Consider the following 17,251-nt stretch of genomic DNA (forward strand, 5'->3'; position numbering starts at 1 on the left):
TCGGGAGCAGTGCTGCTCGCCATCGTTGGGATCGGGAGCAGCACCGCTCGCCATCGTCGGCTCGCAAGTGTGGCAGTTGACCCGGCGTCGCCTCAGGAGTGCGACAGCTGACCGGCGCCACCCCGACTCCGTATCCGCTCCTGGGCGCGCTCGGCGGTCCGTGCCTGTCGCCTGGCCCTGCGTCGTTCGCGCCGCAGGGCTCGCGCGGTGCTGCTGGGTATGGACACCACGCCGTTGCGCTGGTTCCACACCTGCCGGGTCACCCAGACGTCCAGGGCGCCCCAGGTGGCCACCACCGTGCTGGCCACGCTGCTGAGCACCATGGGGAACGCCAGCCACGATCCGGCCAGCGTGCACAGGAAGGCCACCATCGCCTGGATCAGTGTCACGGCGATGACGAGCACCGCCCGCACCGCCGCCGTACGCACCGGATCCGGCATCCGACGCCGCTGCGCGGGCTCCTCGACCCACAACTGCCGGTAATACAGCTGCTCCTGCACATCCTCACGAACAGCGGCCTCCGAGACGCGCTCCCGCGTCTTCGTGTCCGCATCCGCACCGGTCTCCGCGACGCGCTCCTGTGTCACCACGCCCGCACCGCCCTTCGCCACGCTCACCCCTGCCACCGCCCCGGCGTCGGCCGCCGCGGCGTCCCGCCCGTCCGTCGTGTCCCGGTCGGTTGCCGGAATGTGGTGATCCCGTGCCTCGGGGATCCGTTCTGCCGTCGCCTGCGCCGCCATGCCGTCATTGGGCGCCTCGCGCCGCTCCGCCGTGCCCATCAACGTGTCACTCCCCACCGCCGGTCAGACCCAGTCGCCCGTGTCCGAGGACACGGCTCCCCACTGGGTGCCCGGCTTGCGCTGTTTTACGCCGCCCGGGTGCGGGATGCGGCTCCTGTGGCCCATTCCGCCCCCCATTCCCGTCAGTAAGGACGAACGGCACGCCGCGAAGATTCCCAACTACCGTAAAATTCCAGCCAACCGGCGCGGTAAACGACTGGATTGTTCTCCGTGGACACCGTGGGATCGAGGGCGGCAATCTCCCGTAATGGCCGGACAACTCCCCACGACCCGCCACCGTTGTGGACGTTCAGCTTCCGGACAGGTCTTCGAGTTACCTATGCGTCAGTAGTAGGCTCGCGCCGTTTGTTGACGTACATGTGTACCCCCGGCCGGCGGGGGTCGAGCTGGGGGAGGCCATGCGCTTTCGCGGGAAGTCCATCCGCCGGAAGATCGTGGCGCTGCTTCTCGTGCCGCTGGTGTCACTGACGGCGATCTGGGGCTTCGCCACGGTACTCACCGGACGTGAGGCGGGCCAGCTGTTCAACGTCTCCGAGGTCGTGGAGAACATCGCCTACCCGGCCGAGGACACCGTCCGGGTGCTCCAGCAGGAACGCCGCCAGACGCTCGTCTATCTCGCCGACCCGCGCGCCTCCGACGGTCTCGCCGCGCTGCGCCGCAGCAGGGCCGCCACCGACGAGGCCGTGGCCAAGATCCGTACGAACGCCGAGGACGCGGACGTACGCGACGCGGTGGGACAGGCCACCGGCGAGCGGCTGACGGCCCTCCTGGAAGCCCTCGACGGCATCCAGGCGCTGCGCCGCAGTGTCGAGAACGGCACCGTCAACCGAGCCCAGGCCCTCGACCTCTACAATCGGCTCGTCGACCCCTGCTACGTCCTGCTCATCAACCTCCACGTCGTGGACGACATGGAACTGGACAAGCAGTACCGCGCCCTCATCAACCTCGCCCGGGCCCGCGAGCTGCTCTCCCAGGAGGACGCCCTCCTCGGCTCCGCGCTGATCGTCGGCAGGATCACCCGCGGCGAGGCCCGTGACGTCTCCGACCTCGTGGCCCAGCGGACGCTGATGTACGACGTCAACCTGCCGCTGCTGCCCTCCTCGGATCGCGACCGGTACGAGCGCTTCTGGAAGAACGCCGCCAGCGCCCCGCTGCGCGTGGCCGAGGAGTCCGCCAGCTCCTCCGCTGACGGCACGCCGAGCGATGTCACCGCACAGACCTGGGACACCGCCGCCGGCGATGTGCTCGACGAACTCGGCACCCTCAACGACCAGGCCAACGACCGCTATCAGGACCGGGTGCGCCCGGTCGCGATCGGTGTCATCGCCCAGGCCGCCGTCGCCGGTGTCCTCGGCCTGATCGCGCTGCTGTTCTCGCTCTTCCTGTCCGTGCGGATCGGCCGCGGCCTCATCCGTGATCTGCGCCAACTGCGGCTGGAGGCGCACGAGGCGTCCGGCGTACGGCTGCCGAGCGTGATGCGCCGTCTGTCCGCCGGCGAACAGGTCGACGTCGAGACCGAGGTCCCCCGCCTGGAGTTCGACAAGAACGAGATGGGCGAGGTCGGCCAGGCCCTCAACACCCTCCAGCGCGCCGCCGTCGAGGCCGCCGTCAAACAGGCCGAACTGCGCGCCGGCGTCTCCGAGGTATTCGTGAACCTCGCCCGGCGCAGCCAGGTCCTGCTGCACAAGCAGCTCACTTTGCTCGACACCATGGAGCGCAGGACCGAGGACACCGAGGAACTCGCCGACCTGTTCCGGCTCGACCACCTCACCACCCGTATGCGCCGGCACGCCGAGGGCCTGGTGATCCTCTCCGGCGCCGCCCCCTCCCGGCAGTGGCGCAAGCCCGTCCAGCTCATGGACGTCGTACGCGCCGCCGTCGCCGAGGTGGAGGACTACGAGCGCATCGAGGTCCGCCGACTGCCCCGGGTCGCCGTGACCGGCCCGGCTGTCGCGGACCTCACCCATCTCGTCGCCGAACTCCTGGAGAACGCCACGGTGTTCTCCCCGCCGCACACCGCCGTCCAGGTCCTCGGCGAGCGCGTCGCCAACGGCTTCACCCTCGAGATCCACGACCGCGGCCTCGGCATGGCCGCCGACGCGCTCCTGGACGCCAACCTCCGGCTCGCCGAGACCCCCGAGTTCGAGCTGTCCGACACCGACCGGCTCGGCCTGTTCGTGGTCAGCCGGCTCGCCCAGCGGCAGAACGTCCGGGTCTCCCTCCAGCCCTCCCCGTACGGCGGCACCACCGCGGTCGTCTTCATCCCCGACGCGCTGCTGACGGACGACGTCCCCGACACCAACGGCATCGGCTTCCGCCTCGACCGGGACCGGCCCACGAAGGAGGCCGAGCTGGAGGAGAGCCGCCGCGCCGCGCTCTCCCAGGTGCCCGTGCAGCTCCCGGGTCTGCCGCCGGCCCTCCTGAACGGTCCGGTCGAACTGGAAGCCCCCGTCGACCTGGACGCATTGAACGACTTCCCAGGCGCACTCGACGACGAGGACGGCGAACGCGGCGGCCTGTTCCGCCCGCGCGGCCCGGCCCCCATGGGCCTGCCCGGCGAACCGCACCAGCCGGCCGGACCCGACGCGGACGACCGTCTCGGCGCCCCCGTCCCGCTGCCCCGCCGCGGCGCCCCCAAGCTGGTCAGCTCGCACGGGCGTCCGGTCACCGAGCAGCGATCCCGGCGCGAGAGCGGGGAGTCCTCGGACACGGCACCCGCCCTCCCGAAGCGCACCCGCCGCGCCGCCATCGCGTCGGCGGGTCAGGAGTCCAGGCACGAAGGCCGAGAGGAAACCGGACAGGAGGCCGGGCACGAGGGGAGACTGGAGACCGGACCGCAGACCCGACCGGACCGCAGACCGGAAACCGGACCTGGGGCCCGACCCGAGCCCGGTCAGGACGGCGCCGCCGCCCCGACCACCGGCTCGCGCACGGCGCCGCTGCCCCGCCGCGTCCGCCAGGCCAACCTGGCTCCGCAGCTCAAACAGGCCGCCGAGCGGCGCACCGAGCAGCGGGCAGAGCCCGCCGAACGGGACGCCGACGAGGTACGCAGCCGTATGGCCTCGCTCCAGCGCGGCTGGCAGCGCGGCCGCAGTGAGAACGCCGCGGGCGATGACTCGCCCAGCGGCACAGCACCACAACGAACGACTAAGGGGGACGGTCGATGACCGCACCGAAGGCGAACGGCCACGGCGACACCGGCAGGACGGGCGAGCTGAACTGGCTCCTGGACGACCTGGTGGACCGTGTCGCGAGCATCCGCAAGGCCGTCGTGCTCTCCGGCGACGGACTTGCGACGGGGGCGTCCAAAGACCTGACCCGGGAGGACAGCGAGCACCTGGCCGCCGTCGCCTCCGGCTTCCACAGCCTCGCCAAGGGTGTGGGCCGGCATTTCGAGGCCGGCAGCGTACGGCAGACGGTCGTCGAGCTCGACGACGCCTTCCTGTTCGTCACGGCCGCGGGTGACGGCAGTTGCCTCGCCGTCCTGGCGGACGCCGATTCCGACGTCGGCCAGGTCGCTTACGAGATGACGCTCCTGGTGAAGCGGGTCGGTGTACATCTGGGGGCCGCTCCGCGCACCGATCTGTCTGCGGGCGGGTAGTGAGAATGACATGAGCGGAGACGGTCAGGGAAGAAGCCACTGGTTCGACGACGAGGCCGGACCGGTGGTCCGTCCGTACGCCATGACGCGCGGCCGCACCAGCCATGCGGGCCAGCACCGCCTGGACCTGATCGCGGTGGTCGTCACGGAACCCGACGCGGAGGACTCCGACGCCGACCACACGCTGTCCCCGGAACACGTGGACATCGTCGGTCTGTGCCGGGACACCCCGCAGTCGGTCGCCGAACTGGCCGCCGAACTCGACCTCCCCATCGGCGTCGTACGCGTCCTCATCGGCGACCTCGTGGACGGGGAACTCGTCCATGTGAACCGTCCGGTACCTCCGGCGGAGCTGCCGGACGAGAGCATCCTGCGTGATGTGATCAACGGCCTCCGGGCGTTGTGACCACCGGATCGATCGACCGTCCCGCCCATCCGGGCGGCTCCTCCGCGAGCGCCGCGAGGCGCTCGCGGACCTCGGGCGGGAACGGGACGGCGCGTCCCGCCCCCTGATCGACGTGCAGCGCCAGCAGTTCCGTCGTGGCGACCGGGTCGGGCTCCGCCCGCGGCCCCTCGACGACATACATCTCGTGTGCGAACCGCGCCTTCTTCCCGGCCGCTCCCAGCACGCGCGTGTGTACGGCGAGTTGGGCGCCCTCCGGTACGTCCCGCAGATAGCGGACGTGCGCCTCGACCGTGTAGAGCGAGCAGCCGGTGCGCTTGCGGTAGGTGGAGTCCAGCCCCGTACGCTCCATCAGCGCGTCCGTCGCGAAGCCGAAGACGAGGACGTAATACGCCTCACTCATATGGCCGTTGTAGTCGATCCACTCGGGGCGCACGGTCTCCCGGAACAGCGGCAGACTCATGCGGCACCGGTCCGGGGCAGCCGGCCGGTGGCGCGCAGGACGTCGATGACGCCCCGGTCGCGTTCGGCGACGAGATCGGCGATCGTACGGCCGTCGGCGGCGTCGTCGCAGCCGGCCACCACCGCGTCGTAGAGGGCCTTGTCCAGCTCGGGGGCTGCCAGGCGGGTCCACGGCGACTTCAGGGACGGCCCGAAGTGGTCGAGCATATGGGCCATTCCGCCCTCACCGCCTGCGAGCGCAAAGGTGAGCATCGGACCCATCACCGCCCAGCGCAGGCCGGGCCCTTCGGTGATCGACAGATCGATCTCACGGACCGTCGCCTCACCGCCCGCCACCATGTGCAGGGCCTCGCGCCACAGGGCCTCCTGAAGGCGGTTGGCGATGAAGCCGGGGACCTCGCGGTCCATGGTGATGACGGACTTGCCCGCCACCTCGTAGAAGCGCGCGGCCCAACGGACCGCCTCGGCGTCCGTGCGCTCGCCGCCGACTACCTCGACGAGCGGTATGAGATACGGCGGATTGAACGGATGCCCGACCACCAGCCGGCCCGGTGTGCCGGCCTCGGTCTGCATGTCCGTCATCGGATAGCCGGACGTCGAGGAGGCGATGACGACGCCGGGCGGCGTCGCCGCGTCCAGCTCGGCCAGCAGCTCGCGCTTGAGGCCCAGCTTCTCCGGAGCGCTCTCCTGTACGAACTGCGCCTCGCGGACCGCCTCTTCGAGGGTGTCGGTCACGGTGAGCCGGTCGGCGCTGGCACCCGGGGCGAGTCCCAGTTGCTCCAGCGCGGGCCACGCGGCCTCGACCAGCCGGCGCAGTCGTGCCTCGGCGTCGGGGGCGGGATCCCAGGCCATGACGTCATAGCCGCGGGCGAGGAAGTGGGCGGCCCAGCCGCCGCCGATGACTCCGGCGCCGACACAGGCGACGCGGCGTACGTCCTCGGGTGCCGCGGCGGGCGTGTACGTGTCCGTCAACTCAGGCTCCTTCTGGGCTTCTTGGCAGGGTGTCGGCGGGGCAGGGTGTCAGTGGAGCAGGGCGTCAGTGAGGCGGGGTGTCAGTGGGGCGGGGTCTCAGCCGCGGGGTTTGAGGCCGAGCTTGAGTCGGGCCTCGTCGGGCGTGGCGACGCGTGCGCCCAGCGCCTCGACGATCGTCACGGCACGCTCCACGAGTTGGGCATTGGTCGCCTTGACGCCCTTGCCCAGGTAGAGGTTGTCCTCCAGGCCGACGCGTACATGGCCGCCGAGCAGCATCGACTGCGCCACCCACGGCATCTGCATACGTCCCAGCGCGAAGCTGGCCCACTGGGCGCCCTCCGGCAGCATGTTCACCATCGACTGAAGGACGCCGGGATCCGCGGGCGCGCCCCACGGAATGCCCATGCACAGCTGGAACACGGTCGGGTCGTCGAGCAGCCCCTCGGCGAGCAACTGCTTGGCGAACCACAGGTGCCCGGTGTCGAAGATCTCCAACTCCGGCCGCACGCCCAGCTCCTGGATGCGCCGTGCCCCGGTGCGCAGCATGTCAGGCGTGGAGACATAGAGGTTGGACCCGTCGCCGAAGTTGAGGGAGCCGCAGTCCAGGGTGCAGATGTCGGGCAGCAGGTCCGCCACATGCGGGAGCCGTTCGAGCCCGCCGACCAGGTCGGTGCCGGGCAGGTACTTCAGCGGCTCCTCGGGGTCGATCACCAGGTCGCCGCCCATGCCTGCGGTGAGGTTGATGACGACGTCGGTGCCGGTCTCCTTGATGCGCTCGACGACCTCGCGATACAGGCGCGGGTCGCGGGAGGGCGCCCCGGTCTCGGGGTCGCGGACGTGGATGTGTACGGCGGCGGCACCGGCCTCGGCGGCCTGTACGGCGGACGTGGCGATCTGCTCCGGGGTGACGGGGACGTGCGGGCTCTTGCGCACGGTGTCACCGGCGCCGGTGAGGGCGCAGGTGATGATGACGTCCTGGTTCATGGTCGCGCTGGTTCCTCTCTGGGCTGAGGTGGAGCAAGGAGCTGTCGGGTTGGGTTACTCGAGAGTGCTCGCATTACGAGCAGTCATCGCAGAATATGAATACGAACATGCGCTGTCTCGGGCAGCCACGTCAAGGGCGCCTGCCTCAGCGCCAGGGGCGTCTGCCTCAGCCCTACGCCCGCGCAGCCGCCGCGATCTCCTCCGCCGCTCCCCGCGCCAGCGCCCCGAGGTCCGCGAACCGCGCCTCGTTCACCCGGTCCTGCGGCCCCCAGATGCTGACCACGGCGAAAGGCCGGCCACCGCCGCCGAGCACCGGCGCGGACACCCCGTACAGATTCCGCTCCATCTCACCCGCGCAGACGCTGTATCCGCGCTCCCGTGTCCGTGCGAACTCCTCCCGCAGACGCCCCAGGTCGGTGACGGTCGTGTCGGTGAACGCGGTCAGCGGCTCGGTGAGCAGTGACTCGGCCTCCTGAGCGGGCAGCCAGGCCAGCAATGCCTTGCCGGTCGACGTGGCGTGCAGCGGCACCTGCCGTCCCAGCCACTTGGCGCTCAGGACGACGGGCGGTGTCACTTCGTCGACGTACATCAGCCCGAGTTGTTGGACGACGGCGAGGTTGGCGGTCTCGCCGGTCTGCTCGCTGACCCGGCGCAGCGTGCCGTGCGCCCTGCGGATCAGCCCGTCGAAGCCGGCCGCGGATGCCATCCGGGCGACCGTGAAACCGATGGTGTACCGGTTGCTGGCGGGGTCGCGCTCCACCAGGCCGTGCTGCTCCAGCGTGGACAGCAGTCGCCATGCCGTGGCCCGGTTGAGCCCGCAGTGCGCGGCCAGATTCGAGGCCGTGTCGCCGTCCGGTGCGCTGTCGGCGGTCGCCTGGAGCAGGGTGATCGCCCGTTCCAGGGACTGGACCTTGCCCGATGAACCGCCCGGCTCGGCGGCCTGGACGGACTCGCTGTCGCCGGGGGTCCGTGGACTGTTGGACATGCGCATCTTCCTGGCTCCTGACGGCTCGCGGGACACATCCCCATCTTCTCATCATCCGCGCAGCCATCGCATCATGTGAACAAGTCCGATTCCAGGGACGACGCAGTCGGCCAAAGAGGGCGCGTGCCCTGAAGCCCCTGCGTCCGCCTCCGCGACGAAGGACGTGGAAGGGGGACCGCGGGCCTCCGCCGACCGGCACCGCCCGGTGCAGACCGGGCACTGCGGCAGCCCTCCCGATATGATCTGACCGATCGGCGACGACCATCTGCGGCTTGCCCACCACCGAGCTGCGGATACGGTTCCGAGCAGCGCGATCGGGGAGACGGACGTGACGACGGGCTGGCAGTTCTGGGTCGACCGAGGCGGCACTTTCACGGACATCGTCGCGCGACGACCCGACGGCCGTCTCCTGACCCACAAGCTGTTGTCCGACAACCCCGCGCGCTACACGGATGCCGCAGTCGCCGGCGTACGCGAACTGCTGGACGGCTCCCAAGACCCCGTCGAGGCCGTCCGGATGGGGACGACCGTCGCCACGAACGCCCTCCTGGAACGAAAGGGTGAGCGCACCCTCCTGGTCATCACCCAGGGCTTCCGCGACGCCCTGCGCATCGCCTACCAGAACCGCCCCCGCATCTTCGCCCGCCGCATCGAACTTCCGGAGCTGCTCTACGAACGCGTCGTCGAGGTCGACGAGCGCATCGCCGCCGACGGCACGGTCCTGCGCGCACCCGACCTGGATTCCCTCGCCGCGACCCTCCAGGAGGCGTACGACGACGGGATCCGCGCGGTTGCCGTGGTCTGCATGCACAGCCACCTCCACCCCGCCCACGAACAGGCCGTGGGTGAACTGGCCGCCCGCATCGGCTTCCCGCAGATCTCGCTGTCCAGCGAGGTCAGCCCGCTGATGAAGCTCGTCCCGCGCGGGGACACCGCCGTCGTCGATGCCTACCTGTCGCCCGTGCTGCGCCGCTACGTCCAGCACGTCGCCGACGAACTCGAAGGCGTGCGGTTGATGTTCATGCAGTCCAACGGCGGACTCGCGGAGGCCGGGCAGTTCCGCGGCAAGGACGCCATCCTGTCCGGGCCTGCCGGCGGCATCGTCGGCATGGCCCGCATGTCGCAACTGGCCGGCTTCGAACGTGTCATCGGCTTCGACATGGGCGGCACCTCCACCGACGTCTCTCACTTCGCGGGCGAGTACGAACGCGTCTTCACCACACAGATCGCCGGCGTCCGGCTGCGCGCCCCCATGCTGGACATCCACACCGTCGCGGCCGGCGGCGGCTCCGTCCTCCACTTCGACGGCTCCCGCTACCGCGTAGGGCCGGACTCGGCGGGCGCGGACCCGGGTCCCGCCTGCTACCGGGGCGGCGGCCCGCTCGCCGTCACCGACGCCAACGTCATGCTCGGCCGTATCCAACCCGCCCATTTCCCCAAGGTGTTCGGTCCCGACGGCGATCAGCCGCTCGACGACGCGCTCGTCCGCGACCGGTTCGTCGCCCTCACCCGCGTGATCCGCGAGCAGACCGGTGACGACCGCACGCCGGAGCAGGTCGCCGAGGGGTACCTCCAGATCGCCGTCGCCAACATCGCCAACGCGGTCAAGCGGATCTCCGTCCAGAAGGGCCACGACGTCACCCGCTACGCCCTCACCACCTTCGGTGGCGCGGGAGGCCAGCACGCGTGCATGGTCGCCGACTCGCTCGGTATCCGCACCGTCCTCGTGCCGCCGATGGCCGGTGTCCTCTCCGCGCTCGGGATCGGGCTCGCCGACACCACCGCCATGCGTGAACAGTCCGTCGAGGCACCCCTGGAGTCTGCCTCGATGCCCGCCGTCCTCAAGACCGCCGACGACCTGGAGGGTGCGGCCCGCGCCGAACTCCTCGCCGAGGACGTCCCCGAGGACCGCATCCGTGTCACCCGCCGCGCTCAGCTCCGCTACGACGGCACGGACACGCCGCTCACCGTCGAGTTCACCGAGCCCGACACCATGCAGCACGCCTTCGAAGAACGTCATCGCGCCACGTACTCCTTCACGCTCGACCGCCCGGTCGTTGTCGAAGCACTCTCCGTGGAAGCCACCGGCATCACCGAACCCCCCGATCTCTCTGCTCTCGCCCCGTTCGAAGCGACCCCTGACGGCCGCTCCGCCGCGCCCGAGATCGTCCGCCTCCACACGGGCGGCGCCTGGCGCGACGTACCCCTCCACCGCCGTGAGGACCTGCCCCCCGGCGAGACCGTCACCGGCCCGGCGATCATCACCGAAGCCAGCGCGACGACCGTCGTCGACGACGGCTGGCGAGCCGCGACGACCGACGACGGGCATCTGGTCATGGAACGCGCGGCGATTACACAGAGTTCCGATCTCGGCACACAAGCCGATCCCGTTCTGCTCGAGGTCTTCAACAGCCTCTTCATGTCGATCGCCGAACAGATGGGCGCCCGGCTGGAGTCCACCGCCCAGTCCGTCAACATCAAAGAGCGCCTGGACTTCTCCTGCGCCCTCTTCGACCCGGACGGAAACCTGGTGGCCAACGCCCCTCACATCCCCGTCCACCTGGGCTCGATGGGCACCAGCGTCAAGGAGGTCATCCGGCGGCGCGGCTCAGGGATGCGCCCCGGCGACACCTACGCCGTCAACGACCCGTACCACGGCGGTACCCACCTCCCCGACGTCACCGTGATCACCCCGGTCTTCGACACGGAGGACACGGAAAGTAGCCGGATCCTGTTCTACGTCGCCTCCCGCGGCCACCACGCCGAGATCGGCGGCATCGCGCCCGGCTCCATGCCGGCCGACAGCCGCACCATCGACGAGGAAGGGATCCTCTTCGACAACTGGCTGCTCGCCGAGGACGGCCGCTTCCGCGAGGCCGAGACCCTCCGCCTTCTCACCGAGGCGCCCTACCCCTCCCGCAACCCGAAGACCAACCTCGCGGACCTGCGGGCCCAGATCGCCGCCAACCAGAAGGGCGTCGACGAAGTCGCCCATATGATCGACAACTTCGGCCTCGACGCCGTCCAGGCGTATATGAAGCACGTCCAGGACAATGCCGAGGAAGCCGTACGACGGGTGATCGACGCGCTGGACGACGGCGAGTACGCATACGAGACCGACTCCGGTGCCGTCATCCGGGTCAGCGTGCGCGTCGACCGCGAGAACCGTTCCGCGACGGTCGACTTCACCGGGACCTCACCCCAGCTGTCCTCCAACTTCAACGCCCCCTTCGCGGTCGTCAACGCGGCCGTGCTGTACGTCTTCCGCACCCTCGTCGCCGACGACATCCCGCTCAACGACGGCTGTCTGCGCCCCCTCGACATCGTCGTACCGCCCGGCTCGATGCTCGCGCCCGAGCCGCCTGCCGCCGTCGTCGCGGGCAACGTGGAGACCTCGCAGGCGATCACCGGCGCGCTCTATGCCGCTCTCCGCGTCCAGGCCGAGGGCTCCGGCACCATGAACAACGTGACCTTCGGCAACGAACGGCACCAGTACTACGAGACGGTCGCCTCCGGATCCGGCGCGGGCGACGGCTTCGCCGGCGCGCCCGTCGTCCAGACCCATATGACCAACTCGCGGCTCACCGACCCGGAGGTCCTGGAGTGGCGACTCCCCGTCCGGCTCGAGGAGTTCGCCGTCCGGCATGACAGCGGCGGCGCCGGACGCTGGCGCGGCGGCGACGGAGCGGTGCGCCGTATCCGGTTCCACGAGCCGATGACCGTCTCCACGCTCTCCCAGCACCGCAGGGTGCCGCCCTACGGCATGGCGGGCGGCGAACCCGGTGCGCTGGGCAGCAACCGCGTGGAGCGCGCGGACGGTACGGTCAGCGCACTGAGCGCAAGCGATGCGAGGGACGTCGTCCCCGGCGACGTACTCGTCGTCGAAACCCCAGGCGGCGGAGGCTACGGGCCACCGTCCCTCGACCCCCATCAAGCAGGAGAAGAGATCGATGATCTTCGGGCGTTCTGAGCGTGGCAAACCCCCGGTCGAGCCCGTCACGCTCAAGATCCTGGTGGCCGGCGGATTCGGCGTGGGTAAGACGACCCTCGTCGGCGCGGTCAGCGAGATCAGGCCGCTGCGCACCGAAGAGCTGCTCACGGAGGCAGGGCGCCCGGTCGACGACACGAGTGGCGTGGAGGGCAAGCACACCACCACCGTCGCGATGGACTTCGGGCGCATCACCCTGCGCGAGGACCTGGTGCTGTATCTCTTCGGCACACCCGGTCAGGAGCGGTTCTGGTTCATGTGGGACGAGCTTTCCGAGGGCGCGCTCGGCGCCGTCGTCCTCGCGGACACCCGACGTCTGGAGGACTCCTTCGCCGCCGTCGACTACTTCGAACGGCGTTCCATACCCTTCCTGGTGGGCGTCAACTGCTTCGAAGGAGCGTCCCGTTACCCCGAGGAGGACGTCCGCCAGGCACTCGACCTCGACGGACACGTACCGCTGTTCCTGTGCGACGCCCGCGACCGGGAGTCCGTCAAGGAAGTCCTCATCGGCGTGGTCCAACACGCCATGGCATACGCGGCGGAGCGCCGCCAGTCCGTCACCACCTGACACACGGGTACGGCCCGTACCCCCACCGACCGGGGTACGGGCCGCAGTTCGCGGGGTCACGCACGCGCGCGTGTCCCTGGCGATACGCACGCGCGCGTGTCTAGCCCTCGCCCTCCTCCAGCCAGCCGAAGCTCTTCTCCACGGCCTTGCGCCAGTTGTGGTACTCACGGTCCCGTACCGACGCCTCCATGGCCGGAGTCCACTCGACGTCCTTCTGCCAGTGCGACTTGAGCTCGTCGAGGTCGTTCCACACCCCGGTGGCGAGCCCGGCTGCGTACGCGGCGCCCAGGCAGGTCGTCTCCGAGACCTTGGGCCGGATCACGGGCACGCCGAGCACATCCGCCTGGTGCTGCATCAGCAGATTGTTCTTGGTCATGCCGCCGTCCACCTTCAGGGTCGTGATGTGCACCCCGGAGTCCTGGAACATGGCGTCCACGACCTCCCGCGTCTGCCAGCTCGTCGCCTCCAGCACCGCGCGCGCGAGGTGCCCCTTCGTGACGTACCTGGTGAGCCCGGTGACCACACCGCGCGCGTCGGAGCGCCAGTACGGCGCGAACAGGCCGGAGAACGCCGGCACGATGTACGCGCCCCCGTTGTCGTCGACACTCGCCGCCAGGGTCTCGATCTCGTCGGCGTTGCGGATGATGCCGAGCTGGTCGCGGAACCACTGCACGAGCGCACCCGTTATCGCAATGGATCCCTCCAGGCAGTAGACGGGCGCCTCACTGCCGATCTTGTACCCCATCGTCGTCAGCAGTCCGCTCTTCGAAGGCACCGGCCGGTTGCCGGTGTTGAGTAGCAGGAAGCTGCCCGTGCCGTACGTGTTCTTCGCGGTACCGACGTCGTAGCAGGCCTGGCCGAAGACGGCCGCCTGCTGGTCGCCCAGCGCCGAGGCGACGGGGACGCCGGAGAGCTGCCCGACAGCGGTTCCGTACACCTCGGCGGACGACCTGATCTCGGGCAGGACGGCCTCGGGCACGTTCATCGCGGCAAGGATGGAGGCGTCCCACTGGAGGGTCTCCAGGTTCATCAGCATCGTGCGTCCGGCGTTGGTGACGTCGGTGACGTGCTGTCCGCCGTCGGTGCCGCCGGTGAGGTTCCAGATCAGCCAGGAGTCGATGGTGCCGAAGGCGATCTCGCCGCGTTCCGCACGCGCGCGCAGCCCCGGCACGTTGTCCAGCAGCCAGGCTGCTTTCGGCCCGGAGAAGTAGCTGGCCAGCGGGAGCCCGGTCTGTTCGCGGAAACGGTCCTGCCCGTCCGAGCCGCCGAGTTGGTTGCACAGCGCCGCGGTCCGCGTGTCCTGCCAGACGATGGCGTTGTGCACGGGCTTGCCCGTCGCCCGGTCCCACAGGACCGTGGTCTCCCGCTGGTTGGTGATGCCGAGCGCGCTCAGCTGGTCGGCGCGCAGCCCGGCCTTCGCGATCGCCCCGGCGACCACCGCCTGCACCTTGGACCAGATCTCGGTGGCGTCGTGCTCCACCCAGCCGGGCTTGGGGAAGATCTGGCGATGCTCGCGCTGGTCGACGGCGACGATCGCGCCGTCCTGGTTGAAGATGATGCAGCGGCTCGAGGTGGTGCCCTGGTCGATTGCGGCGACGAACTTGTCCGTCATGACGTCCCCTTCGTCGGATCCTTCAGAACGCTGCGTTGAAGATGACCCCGGACAGCGCCCCGCCGATCAGCGGTCCCACTACCGGAATCCACGCGTAACCCCAGTCCGAGGTGCCCTTGTTGGGGATCGGGAGCAGCGCGTGGGCGATGCGCGGGCCCAGGTCACGGGCCGGGTTGATGGCGTACCCGGTGGGACCGCCGAGCGACAGACCGATGCCGACCACCAGGAACGAGACGATCAGAATCGCCGTGCCGGACTCGCCGAGCCCCTCGGTCAGGCCGAAGGCCAGGATCGGCAGCACGAGACCGATGGTGGCGATGATCTCGGTGATGAGGTTGGCCACGGGATTGCGGATCGCCGGCGCGGTGGAGAAGACCCCGAGCGTCGGCTGCGCCTTGTCCTCCTCGGCGTTGGCCTGGAACTGCGCGAAATAGACGAGCCAGCACAGGATCGCGCCGAGGAAGGCGCCGACCATCTGACCGGCGACATAGATGTGGACCTTGTCCCATTCCCCGGTGTCGATGGCGATCCCGAGGGTCACGGCCGGATTGAGGTGCCCGCCGGACAGCGGGGCGGCGGTGTACGCCCCGGCCAGCACGCCGAAGCCCCAGCCGAAGGCGATGACGACCCAGCCGGCGTCCTTCGCCTTGGAGTAGTTCAGTACGACGGCGGCGACCACTCCGGCGCCGAAGAGAATCAGGATCGCTGTACCGATGACTTCGCCGACGAATATGTCTGCGTTGCTCATGGCGGCTCCTAGGCCCTGGCCCGGGACGATCGGCCCCGGTCCTCCGTGCAGGGTGCGGTTCCCTTGGCGAACAGCCGAGGGCAGGGAGGTCCCCGCGCCCCGCCCGGCGTCCGTGACGAGCGTGCCGTCGCAGCCGAATCGCCCGTGGGGGAACAGCCCTTGGCTCAGACGGGGCCCGCGCGGCGCAGTGCCTGGATACGCCGAGAATGTACGGCGATGTCGACTGACACCGGGAAGTTTTCACCGGCACTCAGAGAGCGTCAAGGTCGTCGACAGCAACGGTTGTGAGCCACGGTGAGGAGCGGGACCGAAGCCGACGTGCCCCTCAGCCCCTCCCGGGCTCCACCACCGCCCACTCCGCCGGAGGGAGCCCGGCCCCTGACCCACGGCGGATTTCGTGCCCCGGCAGACCTGCGCGGCCCAGCACCCAACTCGCCCCGGACAACGATTTCGCGGCCTTCTTCAACGGCGCCAGCCACGCGGACGCCTGCCGGTGGTCCGTGACGCTGCCCGGCACGCACAGGACCGTGGCCAGGGACAGGGTGACGGCGAGCCCGCCCGCGGACCAGGGCGCGTCCAACACGGAGGCGGCCAGCGGATCCAGCCCCTCCGGATCCGCGAGCACCAGGAAGTCGTCCCCGCCGATGTGGCCCACCTGGGTGGTGCTGCCGGACGCGGCGTGCTGGAGTGCCCGCCCCACCGATCGGATCAGCTCGTCGCCCGCCGCGAACCCCGCCCCGTCGTTCACCAGCTTGAAGTGGTCGACATCCAGCCAACTCAGCGCGAAGGTCCGCCCGTCCGCGATCCGCCGGTCCACCTCGCCGGTGATCGAGTCCGAACCGGGCAGCCGGGTCAGCGGATTGAGCGACGCCGCTTCCTCGACCCGGGTCTCGGCCAGCGCCCGCACCAGGTCGGCGAGGCGTACGACGCCCACACAGCGGCCGTACCTGTCGACAACGGCCACATCGTCCGACGTGCGGTCGCTGCCGCCGACCGCGACCACGTCCAGGACCTCCCAGGCGGTCGCGTCGACGCCCACCGTCCGCGGCAGGTCGCCCAGCTTGGCCGCGGGCCGGTCGGCGTACAGGGCATGGCCGTAGCGCCCCGACATCGACAGCAGGAAGCGGGACCGGTGCAGTGAGCGGACGGGCACTCCGTCCCGGTCCACGAGCACCACCCCGGACACGTCCGGCGATCCGGTCAGCAGCGCCCGCACCTGACCGGCGGACGCCGTGGCGGGCAGCAGAGCCGCGGGCCGCACGAACTCACGCACGGACGGGCCCGACGGCGGCGTCGCCATGGCGCCGGGGGAGAGGGGCGGAACGTATACATCCGCGGCGGGCAGCCGGGTCGGCGGCGCGAACAACTCGCCCTGTGCCAACTGCGCACCGGCCGACAGCGCCGCCGCGCACTGAAGCTCGGTCTCCACACCTTCCACCGACAGCAGCGCGCCCAGTTCCTCGCACAGTGTCCGCATCGCCCGCACCGCCGCCGGCCGGGTCAGCAGCGACGCGTCGAGCTTCAGCAGGTCCGGCGCGAGATCGGTGAGCAGCCGCAGCGGTACGTCCCCGTCCCCGACGCCGTCCGCACTGATCCGGAAGCCCTGGCCCCGTAGCGAGCCCACCGCCTCCAGAAGCGCCTGGTGCGGCACGTGCGTGTACGGCGGGACGACATCGACGGTGACCTCCCACGGCAACCTCCCCGCCTCACGCACGGCGGCATGCAGCGGGGTGAGGCCGCCGAGATCGGCGAGGGTGCCCGCGAAGACGTTGACGTGCAGCGGCAGCATCGTCTCCTTGCGTGCCGCCGCGCGGACCGCCAACACGGCCAGTTTCCCGTCGAGTTCGGGATCGCGACGCGCCTGGGCCAGGATGTCTCCACTCTCCGGACGGGCGAGTATCTCCAGCCCCGCGACTCCGCCGGTCGTCAGATTGACCACCGGCTGGAAGGCGAAGCGGAGAGTATCCGTCCAGGAGCTCACGGGAGCATGATGACGCCCTCAGCGCGCGCCCGAGCCCAGTTCATAAGACGTTCACGCAGGATTCCGGGCCGATCACGCAGCGTGTGCAACCCTCGGGGCTTTTGGACATATGACGGAGGTGTCGCGGTTGTCCGGCGGATGTTCCGC

At 70.2% G+C, this 17,251-nt stretch carries 13 protein-coding genes; 5 read left to right on the forward strand and 8 right to left on the reverse strand.

The window, feature by feature from the left end:
• Positions 1-92: 92 nt before the first annotated feature.
• Positions 93-779 carry a hypothetical protein gene (locus ACIHFB_RS38485; protein ID WP_400129331.1) on the reverse strand — a complete coding sequence of 229 codons (687 nt, stop codon included), beginning with the start codon at positions 777-779 and terminating at the stop codon, positions 93-95.
• Between the two features lie 419 nt (positions 780-1,198).
• Here ACIHFB_RS38485 and ACIHFB_RS38490 point away from each other — a divergent pair, with 419 nt between their 5' ends.
• The 3 genes from ACIHFB_RS38490 to ACIHFB_RS38500 are packed head-to-tail and all read left to right on the forward strand — an operon-like array spanning position 1,199 to position 4,807.
• The gene (locus ACIHFB_RS38490; RefSeq protein ID WP_400129332.1) at positions 1,199-3,967 is read left to right on the forward strand and encodes a nitrate- and nitrite sensing domain-containing protein; all 2,769 of its coding nucleotides are present in this window, start codon (positions 1,199-1,201) and stop codon (positions 3,965-3,967) included.
• Positions 3,964-4,401, forward strand: coding sequence for a roadblock/LC7 domain-containing protein (locus tag ACIHFB_RS38495; protein WP_365282648.1), 438 nt, complete (start codon positions 3,964-3,966; stop codon positions 4,399-4,401). Before ACIHFB_RS38490 ends, ACIHFB_RS38495 begins: the two co-directional genes overlap by 4 nt.
• Positions 4,402-4,411: 10 nt before the next feature.
• On the forward strand, positions 4,412-4,807 hold the full coding sequence (locus ACIHFB_RS38500) for a DUF742 domain-containing protein (RefSeq protein WP_210592045.1): 396 nt from the start codon (positions 4,412-4,414) through the stop codon (positions 4,805-4,807).
• Here ACIHFB_RS38500 and ACIHFB_RS38505 read toward each other — a convergent pair.
• The 4 genes from ACIHFB_RS38505 to ACIHFB_RS38520 all read right to left on the reverse strand — a co-directional run bounded on the left by ACIHFB_RS38505 (position 4,785) and on the right by ACIHFB_RS38520 (position 8,207).
• Entirely contained in the window at positions 4,785-5,267 is a 483-nt protein-coding gene (locus tag ACIHFB_RS38505; protein ID WP_365282649.1) for a thioesterase family protein, read from the reverse strand. The genes ACIHFB_RS38500 and ACIHFB_RS38505 overlap by 23 nt on opposite strands.
• The gene (locus ACIHFB_RS38510; RefSeq protein WP_365282650.1) at positions 5,264-6,238 is read right to left on the reverse strand and encodes a 3-hydroxyacyl-CoA dehydrogenase NAD-binding domain-containing protein; all 975 of its coding nucleotides are present in this window, start codon (positions 6,236-6,238) and stop codon (positions 5,264-5,266) included. Before ACIHFB_RS38510 ends, ACIHFB_RS38505 begins: the two co-directional genes overlap by 4 nt.
• 96 nt (positions 6,239-6,334) lie before the next feature.
• Positions 6,335-7,222 (reverse strand): 3-keto-5-aminohexanoate cleavage protein, encoded by an 888-nt coding sequence (locus ACIHFB_RS38515; protein WP_400129333.1) that lies wholly within the window; start codon positions 7,220-7,222, stop codon positions 6,335-6,337.
• Between the two features lie 172 nt (positions 7,223-7,394).
• Positions 7,395-8,207, reverse strand: a complete 813-nt coding sequence (locus tag ACIHFB_RS38520; protein ID WP_400129334.1) for an IclR family transcriptional regulator — start codon at positions 8,205-8,207, stop codon at positions 7,395-7,397.
• Positions 8,208-8,535: 328 nt separating this feature from the next.
• Here ACIHFB_RS38520 and ACIHFB_RS38525 point away from each other — a divergent pair, with 328 nt between their 5' ends.
• Together ACIHFB_RS38525 and ACIHFB_RS38530 are read left to right on the forward strand one after the other, a co-directional pair.
• Entirely contained in the window at positions 8,536-12,177 is a 3,642-nt protein-coding gene (locus tag ACIHFB_RS38525) for a hydantoinase B/oxoprolinase family protein (RefSeq protein ID WP_400129335.1), read from the forward strand.
• On the forward strand, positions 12,158-12,763 hold the full coding sequence (locus ACIHFB_RS38530; RefSeq protein ID WP_365282654.1) for an ATP/GTP-binding protein: 606 nt from the start codon (positions 12,158-12,160) through the stop codon (positions 12,761-12,763). Before ACIHFB_RS38525 ends, ACIHFB_RS38530 begins: the two co-directional genes overlap by 20 nt.
• A gap of 100 nt (positions 12,764-12,863) precedes the next feature.
• Here the strand turns inward: ACIHFB_RS38530 and glpK are convergent, their stop codons facing one another.
• From glpK to ACIHFB_RS38545, 3 genes are all read right to left on the reverse strand, one after another.
• The gene (gene glpK, locus ACIHFB_RS38535) at positions 12,864-14,375 is read right to left on the reverse strand and encodes a glycerol kinase GlpK (RefSeq protein ID WP_365282655.1); all 1,512 of its coding nucleotides are present in this window, start codon (positions 14,373-14,375) and stop codon (positions 12,864-12,866) included.
• A 22-nt stretch (positions 14,376-14,397) separates the two neighbouring features.
• Positions 14,398-15,123: an MIP/aquaporin family protein gene (locus tag ACIHFB_RS38540; RefSeq protein WP_365282656.1), complete on the reverse strand. Its 726-nt coding sequence runs from the start codon at positions 15,121-15,123 to the stop codon at positions 14,398-14,400.
• A 325-nt stretch (positions 15,124-15,448) separates the two neighbouring features.
• The gene (locus ACIHFB_RS38545) at positions 15,449-17,104 is read right to left on the reverse strand and encodes an EAL domain-containing protein (RefSeq protein WP_365282657.1); all 1,656 of its coding nucleotides are present in this window, start codon (positions 17,102-17,104) and stop codon (positions 15,449-15,451) included.
• Positions 17,105-17,251 lie beyond the last annotated feature (147 nt).

The organism is Streptomyces sp. NPDC051963 (genome assembly GCF_044593495.1).
Classification (GTDB): domain Bacteria; phylum Actinomycetota; class Actinomycetes; order Streptomycetales; family Streptomycetaceae; genus Streptomyces.